The sequence below is a fragment of the Streptomyces sp. NPDC006326 genome (assembly GCF_040612915.1).
In the GTDB taxonomy this organism is placed as follows: Bacteria; Actinomycetota; Actinomycetes; order Streptomycetales; family Streptomycetaceae; genus Streptomyces.
Genome location: NZ_JBEXRC010000010.1, coordinates 25,016 through 41,737, shown reverse-complemented (window position 1 = coordinate 41,737; position 16,722 = coordinate 25,016). Strand labels below are relative to the sequence as shown.

Here is a 16,722-nt window from a genome sequence, read left to right as displayed (position 1 = left end):
GTGCACTCTGGGCTATTTCACTATTTGACGGCGCGTCTAATGAAGGGCAGCCCACCATCAAGTTTGAGTAAAGTCCACGCGTTCGTCGGGTCGCCGCGATGGCCTGGACCAACGAGTCGCCGTCAGTTAACTAGCCTGCAGCTTAGGTAGATTGACGGTACGTCACTCTATTGCGGCTGATGGTTGAATAAGCGACATCTTTGCGCGTAGAGCACCGGCGTTTAAATCCCCCCTTTCTCTCTGGCAGGATTCCCGCACCCCAGCCACTCAAGGAAAGCGGTGCCGTCATGTCTGGTCGTAGAAGCGGGTCACGTCGCGGCACATCCCCCGTGTGCGGCCGGCCGTAGCAGCCTTCGCGGACGTTCGGACCTCACCGGCATGTGCCTCGCAGGTGACGCGGCACCGGCGTCCGAGCCCACGCAGGGCGAGGCACCCCGAGCGGTGGCTCCGATACCTCAGCTTCGCCACCGGCCCTCGGCCCCGGACTCGGTGTCTTGACGTCGGGCTGCCGCCACCGGACATGAGTCAAGTCCCGGCGGAGCCCTTCTCGTGCGCGCCGCCCGTCCCGCAGCCCGGTCGACCGGCCGGCCGGCGACCGAGCGAGCTCTCGCAATTCCCGGATCAAGGAGCATGATGCACAAACGTCGCACGTCCCGCCGCAAGAAGGCGCTGATAGCCGCGGTCACCGCCGTACTCTCCGGTGGTCTGCTGTTCGGCTTCGGTGCCCTCGCCCAGGCCGATGCGGTCAGCGGCACGGTCATAGGCGGGCAGGGCAACTACAGCACCGTCAACCATCGCGCCAAGCCCTCCCTCTCTGCCCAGGTCAACGGCTCCTCAAGGGTCGGCGACAGGATCCTGATGTCCTGCCGGACCACCGGTGACACCGTGGAGAACAACCCGCGGTGGATCTACACCGGCTCGTACTACATCGCCGACGCGTTCATCCGGGAGAACACCACCGGCCTGCCCGTCTGTGGCTCGAACCCGAAGCCGACCCCCACGACCGCGAAAACGCTCCGCATCGACATGCAGAAGCAGGTCAGGACCCAGTGGTGCTGGGACGCCTCCGGCGTGACCATCGCCAAGTACTGGGGCCGCAGCGTCAGCCAGGAGCAGTTCTGCCAACTCGCCGCCCAGGGCGGCTGGGTGAACTGCAACAACCAGCCCGCGACGCTGGAGGACATGGCCAACGGCCTGGCCAGGCTGGGACTGGGCAGCAGTGGCCGCAGTCTCTACCGCAACGCCTCGTTCAGCGAGTCGACCGCCGAGATCGCCTCAGGCAGGCCGTTCGCCGTCCGGATCGGCTGGCGCAGCGGCGGCGGCCACATGAACGTCATCTACGGCTACGACAGCACCAGCAACATGATCGCGGTCGGCGACCCGTGGCAGACGACCCAGACGTATACGTGGTGGAACTACTCCATCTACGCGAACAACAACTCGTTCCAGTGGACGCACTCCCGCGTCGGCATCCAGGGCTGAGGAGAAAACCCACCATGCAGACCATGCGACGCACCAAGCGCACGGCAGTCCGGGCCGCCGTCCTCGCCACGACCGCGCTCGCCGCCACCTTGTGCGGAAACGTTTCCGCACAGGGTGCGGACGGCGACGGCATCGCGGGTTACCAGTCCGCCCAACAGACCCTGCGGAGCGACCAGCTCCGGGGCGCCGTCTCGCGCTTCCTGGTCTCGACCCGGCAGCCCGGCAGCGCCGCCGCCGCGGACGGCGGCACCGTCGGCACGCCCCGAAGCGCACCCTCCGCAGCCGCCGCGCCGCCCAGGTTCGATCTCAAGGACCCCGTGCCGATGTTCGAGATCAGCCCTGAGTTCGTGGCCGGCAAGACCCAGGCGAGCCCGCAGACCGCTCTGCGGCTCTCCTATCTGGCTTCCCGGGTGACCGCCTCCGACGGCCACCAGGCCGCCGTGATGCTCTCGCCCCAGGGAAACCCGGCTGCGACGGGAAGCGGCGGGCAGGGCGGGCAGAACGTCGGTGCCGAGGGCTGGCAGCTGGCCGGCATCCGGGACGGGGACGCCGAGCTCCGGCTTGCCGAACGCGGCACCCCCCAGGCCCGCACCTTCACCGAGCCGCAGATCCACGCCTGGTACCGGCTCACCGCCGAGGGGTCGGTCGAGCCCCTCAACGAGGAGGCGACCACCAGCCTCGGTGGAAAGCGCTCCCTCACCCTCGCCGCCTACCAGAAGCTGGTCACGACCCGTTACGGGGACAAACTGCCCGGCACGGAGTACGACCGCAAGGGCCTGGCCGGCGGATACGCCGACCTCGTGGAGGACCAGCCGGCCCCGCCCCCGCCCGCGTCCGCTTCTGCGGGACATGCGGCCGAGGCGTCCTGGCAGCCGGCAGCCGTAGCCGGGGCCGCGGCCCTGGCGGCGGCCGGCGGTGCGGTGGTGTACGCGCGCCGCCGAAGGACGGCCGCCACTGGCTGATTCGGGGACGGATGCGGCAGGCAACGCGATCGGCCGCGTCGAAGCCGCGCTCGGCGTTCGAGGGCGGCTGGACGACCGCAGGCCCCCAGATCAGGACCGGGACCGCGTCGATCACCTCAGGTGATCGAGCCACCGCCCACACCTCGGCGCCCGGTCTGGTGGCCTTGCGGGAGGGTTGCGGTCAGGGCCGGACTGCCGTTCGCCCGTACGTCCTCCCTCACGAGGCTAAGCGGACCTGCGGCGCAGGACACGGCTGATCCCGTAGACGACCACGAGCAGCAGGACGACGACGACCGCGACGATCACGAGCTTCTTGATGAACCCGCCGCTCTTCTTCTTGCTCTTCTTCTTGGGCTTCTTGTCTGCGGTGGTGACCCGTACCGGGGACGACACCGATGTACTTGAGGCAGCCGTCGAGTGGGTACGTGCGCTGGGCAGTTCGCCGGGCGTGAGCACCGTCGAGGCTGCCGGCGCCTGTCGGACGACCGGTACGGCCGCCGATGCGGTCGCCGCAGGGCCCAGGAGCAGTCCGGCCAGTACGAGGACCGGAAGGAGCGCCGAGGCTGCGGCTGCTGTCGGGAACGGCTTCACACCGTGGTGTCTCTTCATGTTTTCCCCTTGTTCTGCGCTGACTCGACCGCAGTCTCCGAGCATCGTCGGTGACTTCGACCGCCCCGGCAAGGACATCGACCACTGGGAGCAGTCGGTCAAGGCAGGATCTCCACGTACCCGTCGGTGCCGTGCACGCGGATCCGCTGCCCGTCCCGGATCAGCCGGGTTGCCCCCTCCACACCCACCACTGCGGGCAGGCCGTACTCCCGGGCGACCACCGCGCCGTGCGTCATCAGGCCGCCCACCTCCGTCACCAGGCCCGCGATCCCGACGAACAGCGGTGACCAGCTGGGGTCGGTGAAGGGGGTGACCAGGATGTCGTCCGCTTCGAGATCGGCCTGTGCCATGTCGAGGACGACGCGGGCCCTTCCCTCGACGGTCCCGGCGGAGACCGCCACACCGATCAGGGCGTCGGCTGGAACGTCGTCTCGCCGGTAGGCGCCGGTGAGAGCCTCACCGTCCGAGGTGAGCACCCGGGGCGGTGTGAGCGCGTGGTAGCTCTGGAATGCAGCCTTCCGCTCCTGGATGAGCTGCTCGTCAACCTGGTGCGAGCGCACGGCGTCGTGAAGTTCCTGGAACGTGAGGTAGAAGGCGTCCTCCGTTTCGCGGAGCACCTGGGCGTGCACGAGGCGCTCAGCCTCCGCCAGCAGGGCCTGCTTGTAGAGGAAGTAGCGGCTGATGACGCCGTACTTCGGGTACTCCCGGTAGCCGATGAAGGTGCGGACCCGGTCGACCATCCGCTTGGTCTCGTCGGCCTTCTGCTCCCCGTCCGGCAAGGCGCGCAACCGCGTCAGTACGTCCTCTTCCTTCTCTTGTGCCCTCCGCCGTCCTTCCTCGAAGCGCCGCTCGGCGGCGCCCGGCGCGAAGTTCCGTGCGTGGTCGAGGAGCACGGGCACGAGCGCGCTGGGGCGCTCGCGCCAACGCGGCCTCGTGATGTCGATCTCGCCGACGCAACGCATGCCGTACCGGTCGAGGTAGTCCTCGATGGCGTCGCGCACTTCGGTCCCGCCGGGGAGCTTCGCCAGCTGGTCCAGGTAGGCGTCGTCGTCCCGGACGCCCTGCAGGAAGGCCACCACCTGCGTGTGCGGGCGGATCACGTCCGCGACGTCGAGCAGGGCCAGTCCCATCTCGGAGGTGATGTTGCCGGGGGCGGACAGCGTGAGGACGTCGGCTCCGTTCGTCTCCCCCAGCCATTCCAGCAGCTTGTCGTTCAGCCACCAGGTGGCCTGCATCCCCGCCATGATCGCCTGCATGCTGAGGGGATCGCCGAGGACCCTCTTGTGCTCCTCGAAGGCTTCCAGCAGGAAGTCGAACAGCGCCGGTCCGGTCTTCGTCCGGATGTCGCGCTCCAGGGTGGCGACGGACCGCCGGCTGCGCTCGATCAGCTCGGTGACGATGGCGGGGTCGGTTTCGATCGGGGTGGGCGCAGCACCGGGCGGCGGCCCGCCGGGACTCGTGTCCGGAAGCGACGCAACGAAGTCGTCGCGGTCGAGGACGGTCTCCAGAGCATCCCTGGTCAGCGGATCACCCCTGCCGATCAGGTCCAGGAGGCCGGCGCGGCTCGCGGGCGAGGCGAGCCGCGGCGTGACGTCCACGAACAGCCTCCCGCCGGCCTCGTGCATCGGCACCATGGCCGTCCGCCGCCACATGGACAGCCCGAGCGGCTTCATGGGATCGGTCATCATCTGCCCGTGGCCGACGGAGACGTAGACGTGGTTCTCCTGGTCGCCGCTGTCGGGTACGGGGAAGAGCGTCGTGATCGGCCTGCTCTGAACGATCTGGAAGCCGTCATCGGCCAGACACCATTCGATGTCCTGCGGGCGGCCGAAGTACGCCTCGATCCTGCGCCCGATCCGGACGAGCTCAAGGACCTGCGCATCCGTCAGCGCCGGCTGCTCCTGCCGGTGCGGGTCGACCTGGACTTCCCGGGTACCGCCGGCCGGCAGCGCGTACAGGGCACGCCGTTTGGCGGCGATCGTCCTGGCGACGATCGTGCCGTCCCGGACGGTGAAGACGTCCGGGTTGACCAGGCCGGAGACGAGGGCCTCGCCGAGGCCGAATCCGGCGTCCACGGTGGCCGTCTTGCGGTGGCCCGAGACGGGGTCGGCCGTGAACAGGACGCCGGCCGCCCGGGGCAGTACCATCCGCTGCACGACCACGGCCATGTGCACCGTACGGTGGTCGATACCGTTGCGCCGCCGGTAGGTGACCGCCCGCTCGGTGAACAGCGAGGCCCAGCACCGGCTGACGTGCCGGAGGACCGCCGCCGGGCCCACGACGTTCAAGTAGGTGTCCTGCTGGCCGGCGAAGGAGGCCGTCGGCAGGTCCTCGGCCGTCGCGCTGGACCGGACCGCGCAGGCGGTCTGCCCGCCGAGCCGGTCGAGCGCGCCGGTGATGGCCGCCGCGACGTCGCCCGGGACCGGGACGTCTTCGATCGTGCGGCGGATCTGCGCGCTGAGCGTGCCGATCGCCTCCCGGTCCTCCGGGGACACATGCGCCAACTCGTCGAGCAGACCATCGATCGACGGAGTCTCCTTCATGACCCGGCGGAAGGCGTCCGTCGTCACGCAGAAGCCGCCCGGCACGTCAACGCCTTCGATCCTCGACAGCCCGCCCAGGTGCGCTCCCTTGCCCCCGACGACCGCGCCCTGCGTCTCGTCGGTCTCATGGAGATCCAGCACGTACTGCTCACTCATCGCGCCACCTCCGCAGGGGCGGCGATCGGTCGCACCGGGGTGGCCGACCGGGTCATGGGCGCCGCCGCCTCGGTCGCACTGCTTATCGAGCGCCTTCGCATGGCTGGATGTCCTCTCCGCAGGTGGTGGCACAAGGCGACGATTCTGCGCTGCGACCGGGGCCTTGTGGCAAGCCCCCCAGTGCGCTATAGGTTGAGAGAGGCAAGGAGATTGGCCTCCTTGCCGTGGGCGTCGGCGCTGAAAGCCTTTGTCACCAGCGCCGTTGACCGGGAGCACGCCGTCGAGGCCGGCCCGGGCAAGAAGGCCGGCGCTCCCCGGAAGATGCCGCCGCTCTCGGCGAGCTCGCCACCCGCGTTCCCGACGCCAAGTCCGGCAGTCCACCGCTGCGCCTTCCCGTCAGGGCCGGTCCGGCCGCCGTAACTTCTGGTGCCGTCCGGGCGATGTCGGCTCGTACAGGGGCCGGCACGGCTTCCGTTCGGGCGCTGCGCGGGGTGTCGGCGGGCCTCGTGCCCAGGACGTTCACGGCGGTGATGGGGCCCTCGGGCTCACGGACCGGGTGCTGGACGCGCTCGCCCGGGTGGGGCCGGCCGGACGCGAGCTGCACCGGCCCGGCAGCTGTCCGGCGGGCAGCAGCAGCCGGTGGCTGTCGCCAGGGCGCTGGTCTGGGGCGCCCCCGGTGCTGTTCGCCCGACGAGCCGACCGGCGCGCTCGACCGGACCATCGGCCACGAGATCCTCGCCTTGCTGCGGGCAGGTGTGGCCCGGGACGGCCAGACCTGCGCGGTGGTGACCCACGACCCGGTCGCCGCCGGAGATGCGCGCGCCTGGGCAGCACTCGGTCCGCGGCCGTACATCGGAAGCATGCCTCCACGAGGCCCGTATCCGAGCGACCGGTCCCACGCGTCCGCTTCCGCGACGATCTTCTTCTCGGCATGGATGCCCTGGCTCGCGGCGGGTACCCCGCTCGACTCGCGCCGACGGTGTGAGGCGCGACAGCATGGAGGGAGGGCGGTCGACCGGGCCGGCCCGCGTAAGAGAGCGTTACAGAGTGTGACCAGGCAGCGCTTTGCGTTCTGCGGGGCCGAGCTGGCCGCTGTCTACGTGGTCGCCGAGGGCCGCGGAGAACTGCACCTGGCCGAGATGACCGGAAACCGCTCCATGCTGTACGGGCTGCCCGCGGTCCTCTCCGTGGAGGGGCACTCCCCGGCCGCCGAAGCCTACCGCTCGGGCCGCCCGCTGTGGCTGAACCCGAAGGAACTCGCCGCATACGTGGAGGAGGACCCGCACCACTTCCCCGGGCGGGTGCGGGACGACTCCGTCCAGGCGGCGCCGGCCAGTCTCTCGCTCGGTGCCCTGCCGCTCGGGCACGGCTCCCAGGAGCTGGGATGTCTGATCGTCGCGGGCAAGGTCCCCGACGGGTTCAGCGGCGACCGCCGCAGCCTGCTGGAGCTGTACGCCGACCAGGTCGCCGCCGGAGTGGAATCGGTGGCCGCGCACACGTCCCGGCGCACGGCTGCACGCCCCGTGCTGGGACACACCCTGGTGCCGCTGCGGGGCGGCGCGTTCATCCTGGACCTCGGCTCCGGCCGTATGGAGGCGCACGCGCGCGTGCTGGAGCTGCTCGGCATCCCGCCCGACCAGTTCAGCGGCAACGTGGAGATGCTGCTCGCGAGTGCCGTGCCGGACGACATCCCCGCACTGATGGCCATCGTGGAACCCGACAGGCTGACATCGGAGCCGCAGCAGCTGGCGTTCCGCGTCCGCAGGCCGGGAGGTGAACTGCGCTGGCTGGGCCTGCGGTGCCGGGTGATGACGGACGACGCGGGCAGCCCCGTGCGGGTCCTCGGCGTGGTGGCCGACGCCTCTTACCTCCGCCCCAGTGCCGACGAGGTCTCCATCGTGCAGCGGCTGTCCACCAAGCTGGCCGGGGCGACCACCATCAGGGACGTCAGTCAGATCGTCGTGAACGCCCTGCGCACCCCGCTGAACGCGAGCCGGGTGGCGGTCGCCGAGCTGGAGGGCGACCGGCTCGTGGTCACCGTGCTCGACCCTCCCGAGCCGGGCGCCTGGCCGGGTATGTGGCGTTCGGAGTGGCGGTCCGAGTGGCCGGACGCCTCGATGCACGACCTGCCCACGCTGCAGAACGCACTTCGGGAGGGCCATGTGAGCCTGTGGCCGCCGGGTGCGGACCTCGAACCCCCTCTCGCGGGGATCGGGCCCGGCGGGCTTGCGATCCTGCCGCTGCCGGCCGACGGCCGGATGGTCGGGGTCTGCCTCGTCGGGTGGGACGGTGAGCACCGGTTCGGACCGGAGGAGCGGTCCCTGCTGACCGCCACGGCGGCGCTGGTGGGGCAGGCGCTGATGCGCGCGCACGCGCTGGACGCCGGCCATGAGCTCGCCACGATGCTCCAGCGCAGCCTGCTGCCGCGCAAACTCCCCTCCCTGCCCGGTGGAGTGGCCGTCGCGCGCTATCTGCCCGCGACCGTAGGGCTCGAAGTGGGCGGCGACTGGTACGACCTCATCCCGCTCGGCGACGGCCACGTGGCGCTCGTCATCGGCGACGTGCAGGGGCACAGTGCCGGAGCTGCGACCCTCATGGGCCAGATACGAACGGCCGTGAGGGCCTACGCAGTGGAACGCCACCCGCCCGACGTGGTCATTGCCCGGGCCAACCGGCTGCTCGTCGACATGGAGACCGACCTGTTCGCCACGTGCCTGTACGTGGATCTGGACATGGAGGAGGGCATCGCCTGGTGCGTCCGCGCCGGTCACCTGCAGCCGGTCCTGCGCAGCCCGGACGGCAGCACCGAGGAGATGACGGTCGAAGGAGGACCGCCCCTGGGAGTGGTCACGGACGCCGAATTCCCCATGACCGAAGTCGACTTGCTCCCCGGGACCGTCCTTGCCCTGCTGACGGACGGCATGGTGGAGTCGTCCAACGTCCGTCTGGAGGACGGCATGCGCCGGGTGTGCGACGTGCTGGCCACGGCGGACCCGGAGGACCCGGGGAGAGTGGCCGACGAACTGCTCGCGCGGGTCAACCGGCGGGACGACGACGTGGCGCTGCTGCTCCTGCGCTACGACGGCACCCGCGTCCGGCCGATGCGGACCAACTGGACCGTCTGGCGGCTCCCCAACGCCGTCCATCACGCTCGCCGTTTCACCGCGCGCACACTGCGCTCGTGGGGCGTGGAGGAGGAGATCGATGTCGCCCTGCTGGTGGTGTCGGAGCTCGTCACGAATGCGGTCGCCCATACGCAGGGAGAGGTCCGGCTGGACCTGACGCTGTCCGCGGACCGGCTGCGGATCGCCGTGAACGACGCTTCTCCCCGCAGCCCGGTCAGGCCTGCGGACGTGGACTGGTCGGCAACGGGCGGCCGCGGGCTCCTCATCGTCGAGGCGACGACGTCGTCGTGGGGCTCGGTACCGCTCAGCGGCGGCAAACAGGTGTGGGCCGAGGTGCCGCTGACCACTGCACGCGGCTGACCAGCCGGAACCAGACCGGGGGCGTTCGCACCCACGTCGGAGCAGTCACGAGGAGTCCAGGCAGGTGAAGAATCCGGCTCGTGCAAGCCGTCCTGCGTGGGGGCGCCCGCGTGCAACTCCAGGCTTGCTCCATGACCTCGGGTGACACAGCAGGTGGCCGGGCTCGACGCGGGCGGCTGGAGGCGGCCCATGTGTGGACGGCCACCCTGACCGGTGTGGTGGCGTTGGGTATCTCGTTGTTCAACCTCGCCGAGTTGCAGCGGGGCCCGGATGTGGACGTCACCTTGCCCCACGTGATTCGGATCGAGCCCCACGCGCCCGGGGGGACCGTTCACTTGTTCGTTCAGCCCACCATCGCCACCCGCTTCCGCGCCGAAGACGTCGAGATCATTACGAACATCGGTCTGCATCTGCTCCCCGCCGGGAAAGGCCAGCAGCCGCTGTTCCATTGGAACGAGGTCGGAGCCTGGACGTACGACTTCGCCTCCAACCGGCTCAACTACAACCGGACGGCAGACCCCTCACCTCTCGTGGTCAACCAGGACAAGCCACAGCAACCCACATTCCTTTTCCACAGCAATGACTGGCATCTGCACGCCGGCCGCTATGACGGAACTCTCGTCTTGAGCCGGTCCAGCGACCGGGCACCGGTGAAGAAGCCCTTCTGTCTGGACATCTCCAAAGACGCTCTGCAGACTTTCGCCAAAGCGCCGGAACGCCAGTTCTACGAGCTGCGCAACGACGTCAACCCGGTAACCGGGCGTCCCCAAGGCGAGTCCAGCTGCTACGCCTTCTGAAGGCAACGCCTCATGGCCGGCCGGCTTGCACGCCCCTGCCCCGCTTCAAAGGACGCTGCCCGATCCGCAGTGCCGTGCGCGCACACGGGCACTCCGAGGTGGACACCACCGGCCAGGGCTGCCGCCTGGCCGCCGACGGCGACTGCCGGAGAAAAATCTCGTGAGCCTTGCCCGCTCCGCGGTTATCCTGCGTTGCCCTGAACAAGCGGAGGTCCCCACCATGAGCAGCACCACGTCGTCCTTTCCCGAGCGGATCGAGCTCACGGGGAAGGGGCTCGTCCTCCGCGACTGGACGGAGGCGGACCTGGAGGCGATGCCGGAGCTGTTCGACCACCCCGACATCGCCTACTGGACACCGATCGTCTCCCCCTTCGACGAAGCGGCCGCCCGCGCACGGCTGGACCGGGACCGGCGGTTGCGCGCGGAGGGCACGACCCTCCTGCTCGCCATCACCGTCGACGGCGGCGCACCGCTCGGCGAGGTGATGCTGCGGCGTGCCCCCGAGGGGATGGAGATCGGTTACGCGGTCGGCCCGGCGCACCGCGGTCAGGGGCTGGCGGCGCGGGCCGTGCAGGTGATGGCCGCTTACGCCTTCGAGGAGCTGGGTGCGGAGCAGGTGATCCTGGAGCTGGAGTCCGAGAACGCCGCCAGCGTGGCCGTAGCCACCAAGACGGGCTTCAGACTGCTCGACGTGCCGCTGATCACGGGTGAGGAGAAGGGGCGGCCCTACGCCCTGCAGACCTGGGCTCTGGACCGCCCCTGACCGCTCCGGTCGTTCTCGGGTCGCTTCGCCGTCCGGCCCGCGTGACGGAGGCGATCAGCATGGAGAGGGTGAAGGTCGCGATGAGGCTTACCGTCATGACCATGCCTACGCCGACCATGAAGAGGCCGCTGGCGTCGTCCGACCAGTCGTAGGAGGCGGCGGCGGTCAGACCGGTCGTGATGCCGAGCACGGCCTGAGGAACGCGACGCCGGGACGCAGCCCAGTAGACCGGTGCCAGGAGGGTCAGCGCCAACCCGATCACCTGCCAGGCCGCATAAGGGCCGCTCACCGAGCCGTCGGGGTGGACGTCATGATGCTGGTCCCAGCCCAGCCAGGCGCACCACGCCGCCACAGATATGCACGGCATCAGGTACGGGGTGAGTTGCAGTGATCTCTGGCGCATGGCTCAAGCATCCCGGCCCGCCCCGGTCCTGCGGCAGAGCGCACCTACTCACCTCCCTTTGAGTAGCCGGACGCCCACAGGGCCGGCGGTGACCTCAGCACCCACCGGCCGCCGGCCCGGTGGTACGGGTGACCAGGACGAGTGGGATCTCGCGGCCCGCCGAGGCGCGGTAGGCCGCGTACGAGGGCATGGCCGCCACCACTGCCGGCCAGAGCCGTTCCGCCTCCGCGGCGGTCGCCCGCCGGGCGACCGCCGGGAAGGTCAGGGTGCCGACCTGGAGCGTGACGGCCGGGTCGGCCGTCAGGTTCAGGTACCAGGCCGGATGACGCTCGGCCCCCGCGTTCGAGGCCGTCAGGACGTACGCGTCCCCGTCCCGTACGTACGCGAGCGCCGTGCGCCGCAGCACCCCGGAGCGGCGCCCTCGCGTGGTCAGCAGCAGGTCGCGGATGCCGGGGCGCGGCACTCCGCCGGTCTCCTCGAAGCGGCGGATGTGCTCGGCGACCCAGGGGTCGGGGCTGTCCGTCACGTGTGCGGTCACGCCGCCCGCACCCCCGCATGCGTGGCGTGCACGGTCGGGGCCAGCGCCTCGTCGAGCACTGCCCGTGCGAAGTCCGCATGGGTGATCCGGTCGTCGGCGTCGGCGTCGGCGGCGCAGAAGGCGTAGCCGCCCGTGGATGCGGCGGCGGCGAAATCACCCGACGGGCTCAGGACCGCCCAGTCGAGGCCTTGGGGCGCAGCCGCCCGCAGGGCCTCCGTCCCGGCTGCGTGGCCGGCGTAGAACGGCCGCCACTCCTGCGGGTAGCCCGGTGTGTCCATCAGCAACGCCCCGGCCTCGGTGGGCAGTACGGACGCCAGCCCGACGGACACCAGGCGCCGCACCCCGGCCCCGGACAGGCCCGCCGCGAGGGCGCGTGCGGCTGCGGGGAAGAACTCCCCCGGGTCTGCGGCCAGGTCGTACACGGCGGCCACGGCCAGGTCGTGCCCGGCGGCGAGGCGGGCCACGTCCGCCGCCGACGTGATGTCGCCGTCACCGCGCCCCGCCTCGGTGACTTCCAGGCCCCGCGCCCGCGCCTCGGCGACGACGGCCCGGCCGACGCGGCCGCGGGCGCCGAAGACGACTACCTTCTGAGTGGTCTTTTCCTGCTTCTTCCCCTGGTTCGTCATGCCCCCGACCTTAGGAGGAGGGCTGGTTACCGATCGGATACCGCACTACGGTGGTGATCATGACGCAGCCGCCGCTGAACCCGCCGCCCCTGGACCCGGAGATGTTCGACCCCGTCTGCCCTTCGCCTCTGGTCCCCTTCCGGATCGGCGACAAGTGGGCCACGCTGATCCTGCGCTGCCTCCAGGACGGCCCCCGCCGCTTCTCCGAACTCAAGGTCCCGCTGCGTGAGATCACCGCCAAGTCCCTGACGCAGTCGCTGCGGGGGCTGGAACGGGACGGCTTCGTCGCGCGCACGGAGTACGAGGGCCCGGCGCGGCGCGTCGAGTACGCGCTCACCCCGCTCGGGCGGGGACTCCTCGGGCCGCTGGACGCGGCGTGCGAGTGGACGCGGGAGCACTGGGACGAGCTGCTGGACGCCCAGGAGGCGGGGCTCGCGGGCGCCCGCCCGGGCGACGCTTCAGGCGGATCCTCGGGCAGGCCCTCCTGACGGAATGTCGTCGGGCAGGCCTCGGGCGACCGCTCGGACCCTTGGTCGAGCTGATGACGGCCCTCGAAGGCCGGGGTGTCGCCGGTCGCCTTGTACAGTGCAGGAAGCCGGTAGGGGGCCCGGCGGAACGGGGGGTCCGGTGGCTGCGGTACCGGAGGAGAGGTCCGGGGTGGGTGCGTACGAGGAACTGACCCCGAACCAGCGGATGACCAACCGGTTCCACCTCGCCTGCCTGGCGACCCTGATCCCGTACCACCAGCGGCCCGCCGCCCTGGACGCCTGGCTGGACGTCGACCCGGCCCTGTTCTTCATGGGGTTCGACCCGCCCACCCCCGTCACGGAGGCCGTCTTGCGGCTGGGCGGCACCCGGCTACGGGCCGCCCTCGCGCACACGGCAGGCAACGCCGCCACCCAACGCGCCCTGTTCGACCTCGACGTCCCCGAGATCGATGCGGCGCTGCTGGACAACCACCGGCTGGGGTACGAGACGCGCTGCCTGTTGCAGGTACGGGACCCGATCGCTGCCGCGACCGGCCGTTCGTACCACCAGGACCACCACCGCCGGGCCCTGTTCTCCGGCGACGCGGACCTCGCGGCAGCCGCCCTCCTCGACCGGCGCGGCGAGCACCCGCCGACGGCTCGCGCCACCGCCTGGGAGACCGTACGGGCCGCGGGCGGAGCGGCCCGGGTACGGGCACTTGCCGCACTGCTGCCCGATTGTGGTGACCCGGCCGACGCCGACGTCGTCGCGGCCTGCGCCGAGGCTGATCCGGAGCCGTTCCTCGACTCCGCGGCCGAACGCCGGCTCGGTACCGGCGCGCTGCTGCGCCGCCTGCGCGCCGCACACCGCACGGACTCCCCGCCCTGGGAGGTACGGCGCGTCATGCGGTCGGTCCTCAAGGAGCCGTACCGGATCGACTGGCGGCTGGTCGCGGCGGCCCGGCTCGGCCGTCGGCTGCCGCGTACGGCAGCGGAGGTGCTGCGCTCGCGCCCCGACTGCCCGCCCGAGGTCGCCTTCGTCCTCAGGACCGGCCGGCCGGCCGTCCCCGGCCGCCCATTGCCTCCTCCTGCTCCCGAGCCGGAGGCACCGCAGCCGTACCGGCGCCCCAGCAGCCACTGGGTCCCCCCGTGGCAGCCGCCCGGCGACACCGGGCCGTTCGGCGACACGGCCGAGTCGGCCCGCCAGGCCCTGCGGACCATGACCGTCGTCTACGACGCCCACCGGGATCCGGCCTCCCCCCACCTCGGCCACCTCGGTGCGGTCCTCGAACGCGGGCAGTTGTCGGCGGCGGAGGCGGTCGCCCTCATACGCCCCGCGAGCCTGCTGACCTCGTGGGTCGGCCAGCAATCCGGCTGGACCGACGTCTCGCGCGCGGCCTGGAGCGGCCGCTCCGCCCTCCACGTGGAGACGGCGGCCCTGCTGGCCCGCTGGAGCGCGGGCGGTGTGCCCGCCGAGCGGTGGGCCGCGCTCCTGCCTCGGCTGTGGCACTTTCCGGGCACGCTGCCCGAGCTGCTCACCGAGGTGTCGGCTGCGCAGCCGGACGAGCCGGATCGAGCCGGACGAACACGATGAGTCGGACGAGCGCGATGAGTCGGACGGACCCGCAGGCTCACGTACGACGTGCTTGGCCCGGGTGCACGGCTTCTTACACGTCAGGAACCGGTTCGGCGCCGGTGTTACCTGCTCGCCGAGCCGGCCACGGCCCGGGCTGATGCAGGGGGGTACGAAGCGGATCAGATCGGCAGATGGAAGACGTCGTCCTGGATGTTCGAGATCTGCGTGTTCCGCTTGATCACGTCCGACATCTTCGTGCGCTTGATGGCGGCGACCTCGGCCGGCGTGAGGGCCGGGTCGTTCTCGAACCAGAGGCGGTCGCCGGCTCGCGTCCGCGTGAGCTGGTCGGTGATGACCGCGGTGAAGAGCGGACCGAAGGCCGTGCCCGGGACGTGGGGTTCGGCGAGCCCACCGATCAGCGGGTCGACCAGGTGGATGTCGCCGTACGCGGCGCTCAGCTTCGCCTGTACCACCGGGTCCGGCGTCAGTTCGGCGAAGGTGCGGCGCGGGGACAGCCCGTACGCCTCGCGGCACCGGTTGTAGTCCGGGACACCGTGGTCGCGGGCGCGCTGGATGTCCACCGCCACCAGGTCCAGCGGCGGCGCGCCCGTCAGCTGGATGCTGCGCATCGCCTCGATCACCGAGACGTCCACCTCCTGCATGATCTGCGACGCGAAGCCCTTGAACACCGGCCCGATTCCGTACTGGTTGACGATCCCGATGTTGAGCAGCGCCTTGGCGTGCGGCACGGTCTGCAGGACCTGGCCGCCGTTGTCCACGATCAGCAGGTCGGGCGAGAGCATCGAGTGGCCGAACCGGAAGCCGAACGTGGCGAACTCGGCGCTCATGGTGGGGTCCACGTGGGGGTCGTAGCCTGCGTACGGCCCGATCGCGTCGGGGCCCAGGATCGCCGGGATGAACTCCTGGAAGGTGATCGACCCGATCAGCGCGCCGACCCACTTGCGGGCGTGCTGGTAGACCTGCTCGGCGCCGGCCGAAGGGCGCTCGGCAGCGATCAGCGCGGCCAGCCGGTTGTGCTCGCGGACGAACAGCGAATGGATGCTCATCAGGCCGTACCCGGTGTTGGCCCGTTCGTCGCCGGCCAGGAAGAAGCCGGCCGCCGGCCCGACCGTCTGGTTGAACAGCCCGGCCGTGTTCAGCGGCAGGACGGGTCCGTCGACGCCGGCGCTGGTCTTCAGCCCGCTGGTGTAGGCGGCTATCGGCCCGAAGTTCTGTATGGCGCGCAGAGCCGCGGCCCGGCCCTCGTCCGGGCCGTACACCTGGCTGCCGTCTAAGTACGAGTTGGAGCTGTCGATCTGCTGGCGTGGGTTGTGCGGTCCGGTGCCGGTGGACGGGTCGTACGCCGAGCGCGTGAGCGGGATCTGGCTGCCCGGCGGGAACGCGGTGTCGTCGGCGGGCACGGGGATGCCGAACGTCTCCAGGGGATCCGCGGCCGCGACGAGGTTGACGTCGTGGTTGAGGAACTGCCCCCACATCCACGTCAGGTCCGTCAGGCGCTGGGCGTTGAGCGTGCCGGCCTCCTGCCGGCACACGATGTTGCTGACCACCCGGGCGCTCGGGCGTCCGGCGCCCGCCGGGGCGCTCACGCCGTCTTCGTATCCGACGGGCGCGCGCCGCAGGAACGCAGAGCCGGTGGCCCCGCGCGGGGGGTGTTGGAGGTTGTTTCCGTAGCCGCTCACCGACCGGTTCGTCGGCGGCTTGGGCCCTGCCGGCGTGCCGCCGCCGGTCGGGACCGCGCCGCCTTCGACCTCGATGGCGGCGCTTGCCGTGGTGTCCGGTGCGGCCGCGCCGAACAGTGGGGCCGCGCGACGGTTGCCCTTGGGGTTGAATCCTTCCATCGGGGAACCTCCCGAGAATACGAGGAGCGTGACCGCCGATCGTCCGGACGGCTACCGGCGGTCGGCCAGGGGATGAGCCATCGGCTCGGGGACGAGCAGGTAGTGGTTCCCGACCACCCTCGATTTCGAAACTGCGGCGCTCCGAGCCTGCGCGGCCGCGACGGCGCCTCCTCCGAGACGCGCGCGCCGGCAGTCGGCCTCCGACTCCCGGATGTCGACGCCCGAGGGAACGGCACCACCTCCTACGACGCTACGTCCGCCCGCGCCGGGCGGCGAACGGTATGGAGGCGGGCGGGCAGCAGTTACTGCTCCTGACCACCCAAGCGGAGCCACGAAGTCGGCCGACCCTGGCGGTGGTTCATCCCTTTCCCGTAAGTCGGACAGGTGGCAGTGGCCGGGATGACAGCCGGGACGGGGATGCCCCGGAACAGGCCGTCGGGCCACGCGCGGCCCCGG

The 16,722-nt window shown here is 71.0% G+C and carries 12 protein-coding genes and 1 pseudogene; 7 read left to right on the top strand and 6 right to left on the bottom strand.

The window, feature by feature from the left end; all coding sequences use genetic code 11:
* The first annotated feature begins 630 nt into the window (after positions 1-630).
* Positions 631-1,482, top strand: a complete 852-nt coding sequence (locus ABZ128_RS10700) for a papain-like cysteine protease family protein (RefSeq protein WP_356847483.1) — start codon at positions 631-633, stop codon at positions 1,480-1,482.
* Between the two features lie 14 nt (positions 1,483-1,496).
* Positions 1,497-2,444, top strand: coding sequence for a hypothetical protein (locus tag ABZ128_RS10695; RefSeq protein ID WP_356847481.1), 948 nt, complete (start codon positions 1,497-1,499; stop codon positions 2,442-2,444).
* A gap of 225 nt (positions 2,445-2,669) precedes the next feature.
* Here ABZ128_RS10695 and ABZ128_RS10690 read toward each other — a convergent pair whose 3' ends face one another.
* Positions 2,670-3,053 carry a hypothetical protein gene (locus ABZ128_RS10690; protein ID WP_356847480.1) on the bottom strand — a complete coding sequence of 128 codons (384 nt, stop codon included), beginning with the start codon at positions 3,051-3,053 and terminating at the stop codon, positions 2,670-2,672.
* Between the two features lie 98 nt (positions 3,054-3,151).
* Positions 3,152-5,752, bottom strand: a complete 2,601-nt coding sequence (gene rph / locus ABZ128_RS10685; protein WP_356847479.1) for a rifamycin-inactivating phosphotransferase — start codon at positions 5,750-5,752, stop codon at positions 3,152-3,154.
* A 1,037-nt stretch (positions 5,753-6,789) separates the two neighbouring features.
* Between rph and ABZ128_RS10680 the strand changes: the two are divergent.
* From ABZ128_RS10680 to ABZ128_RS10670, 3 genes and pseudogenes are all read left to right on the top strand, one after another.
* Positions 6,790-9,237 (top strand): annotated as a pseudogene (locus ABZ128_RS10680) (SpoIIE family protein phosphatase); the annotation flags it as partial.
* 131 nt (positions 9,238-9,368) lie between these two features.
* Complete coding sequence (locus tag ABZ128_RS10675; protein WP_356847477.1) at positions 9,369-10,034, top strand: hypothetical protein; 666 nt, start codon at positions 9,369-9,371, stop codon at positions 10,032-10,034.
* 220 nt (positions 10,035-10,254) lie between these two features.
* On the top strand, positions 10,255-10,797 hold the full coding sequence (locus tag ABZ128_RS10670) for a GNAT family N-acetyltransferase (RefSeq protein WP_356847475.1): 543 nt from the start codon (positions 10,255-10,257) through the stop codon (positions 10,795-10,797).
* Here ABZ128_RS10670 and ABZ128_RS10665 read toward each other — a convergent pair.
* The 3 genes from ABZ128_RS10665 to ABZ128_RS10655 form a co-directional block, all read right to left on the bottom strand.
* On the bottom strand, positions 10,736-11,200 hold the full coding sequence (locus ABZ128_RS10665) for a hypothetical protein (protein ID WP_356847474.1): 465 nt from the start codon (positions 11,198-11,200) through the stop codon (positions 10,736-10,738). The genes ABZ128_RS10670 and ABZ128_RS10665 overlap by 62 nt on opposite strands.
* A 94-nt stretch (positions 11,201-11,294) precedes the next feature.
* Positions 11,295-11,738: a nitroreductase/quinone reductase family protein gene (locus ABZ128_RS10660; RefSeq protein WP_356847473.1), complete on the bottom strand. Its 444-nt coding sequence runs from the start codon at positions 11,736-11,738 to the stop codon at positions 11,295-11,297.
* On the bottom strand, positions 11,735-12,364 hold the full coding sequence (locus ABZ128_RS10655) for an NAD(P)H-binding protein (RefSeq protein WP_356847472.1): 630 nt from the start codon (positions 12,362-12,364) through the stop codon (positions 11,735-11,737). Before ABZ128_RS10655 ends, ABZ128_RS10660 begins: the two co-directional genes overlap by 4 nt.
* A gap of 59 nt (positions 12,365-12,423) precedes the next feature.
* On the opposite strand from ABZ128_RS10655, the gene ABZ128_RS10650 reads away from it, so the two are divergent.
* Complete coding sequence (locus ABZ128_RS10650) at positions 12,424-12,852, top strand: helix-turn-helix domain-containing protein (protein WP_356847470.1); 429 nt, start codon at positions 12,424-12,426, stop codon at positions 12,850-12,852.
* 169 nt (positions 12,853-13,021) lie between these two features.
* The gene (locus ABZ128_RS10645; RefSeq protein ID WP_356847468.1) at positions 13,022-14,425 is read left to right on the top strand and encodes a hypothetical protein; all 1,404 of its coding nucleotides are present in this window, start codon (positions 13,022-13,024) and stop codon (positions 14,423-14,425) included.
* 161 nt (positions 14,426-14,586) lie between these two features.
* On the opposite strand, the gene ABZ128_RS10640 is transcribed toward ABZ128_RS10645, so the two are convergent.
* Positions 14,587-16,266: a peroxidase family protein gene (locus ABZ128_RS10640; RefSeq protein ID WP_356847466.1), complete on the bottom strand. Its 1,680-nt coding sequence runs from the start codon at positions 16,264-16,266 to the stop codon at positions 14,587-14,589.
* Positions 16,267-16,722: the final 456 nt, after the last annotated feature.

Bases quoted from the DNA above. Each gene is read 5' to 3' on its own strand.
- ABZ128_RS10665 (WP_356847474.1), bottom strand. From the start codon at position 11,200: ATGCGCCAGAGATCACTGCAACTCACCCCGTACCTGATGCCGTGCATA.
- ABZ128_RS10670 (WP_356847475.1), top strand. From the start codon at position 10,255: ATGAGCAGCACCACGTCGTCCTTTCCCGAGCGGATCGAGCTCACGGGG.
- ABZ128_RS10690 (WP_356847480.1), bottom strand. From the start codon at position 3,053: ATGAAGAGACACCACGGTGTGAAGCCGTTCCCGACAGCAGCCGCAGCC.
- ABZ128_RS10695 (WP_356847481.1), top strand. From the start codon at position 1,497: ATGCAGACCATGCGACGCACCAAGCGCACGGCAGTCCGGGCCGCCGTC.
- ABZ128_RS10640 (WP_356847466.1), bottom strand. From the start codon at position 16,266: ATGGAAGGATTCAACCCCAAGGGCAACCGTCGCGCGGCCCCACTGTTC.
- ABZ128_RS10655 (WP_356847472.1), bottom strand. From the start codon at position 12,364: ATGACGAACCAGGGGAAGAAGCAGGAAAAGACCACTCAGAAGGTAGTC.
- ABZ128_RS10700 (WP_356847483.1), top strand. From the start codon at position 631: ATGATGCACAAACGTCGCACGTCCCGCCGCAAGAAGGCGCTGATAGCC.
- ABZ128_RS10675 (WP_356847477.1), top strand. From the start codon at position 9,369: ATGACCTCGGGTGACACAGCAGGTGGCCGGGCTCGACGCGGGCGGCTG.
- ABZ128_RS10650 (WP_356847470.1), top strand. From the start codon at position 12,424: ATGACGCAGCCGCCGCTGAACCCGCCGCCCCTGGACCCGGAGATGTTC.
- rph (WP_356847479.1), bottom strand. From the start codon at position 5,752: ATGAGTGAGCAGTACGTGCTGGATCTCCATGAGACCGACGAGACGCAG.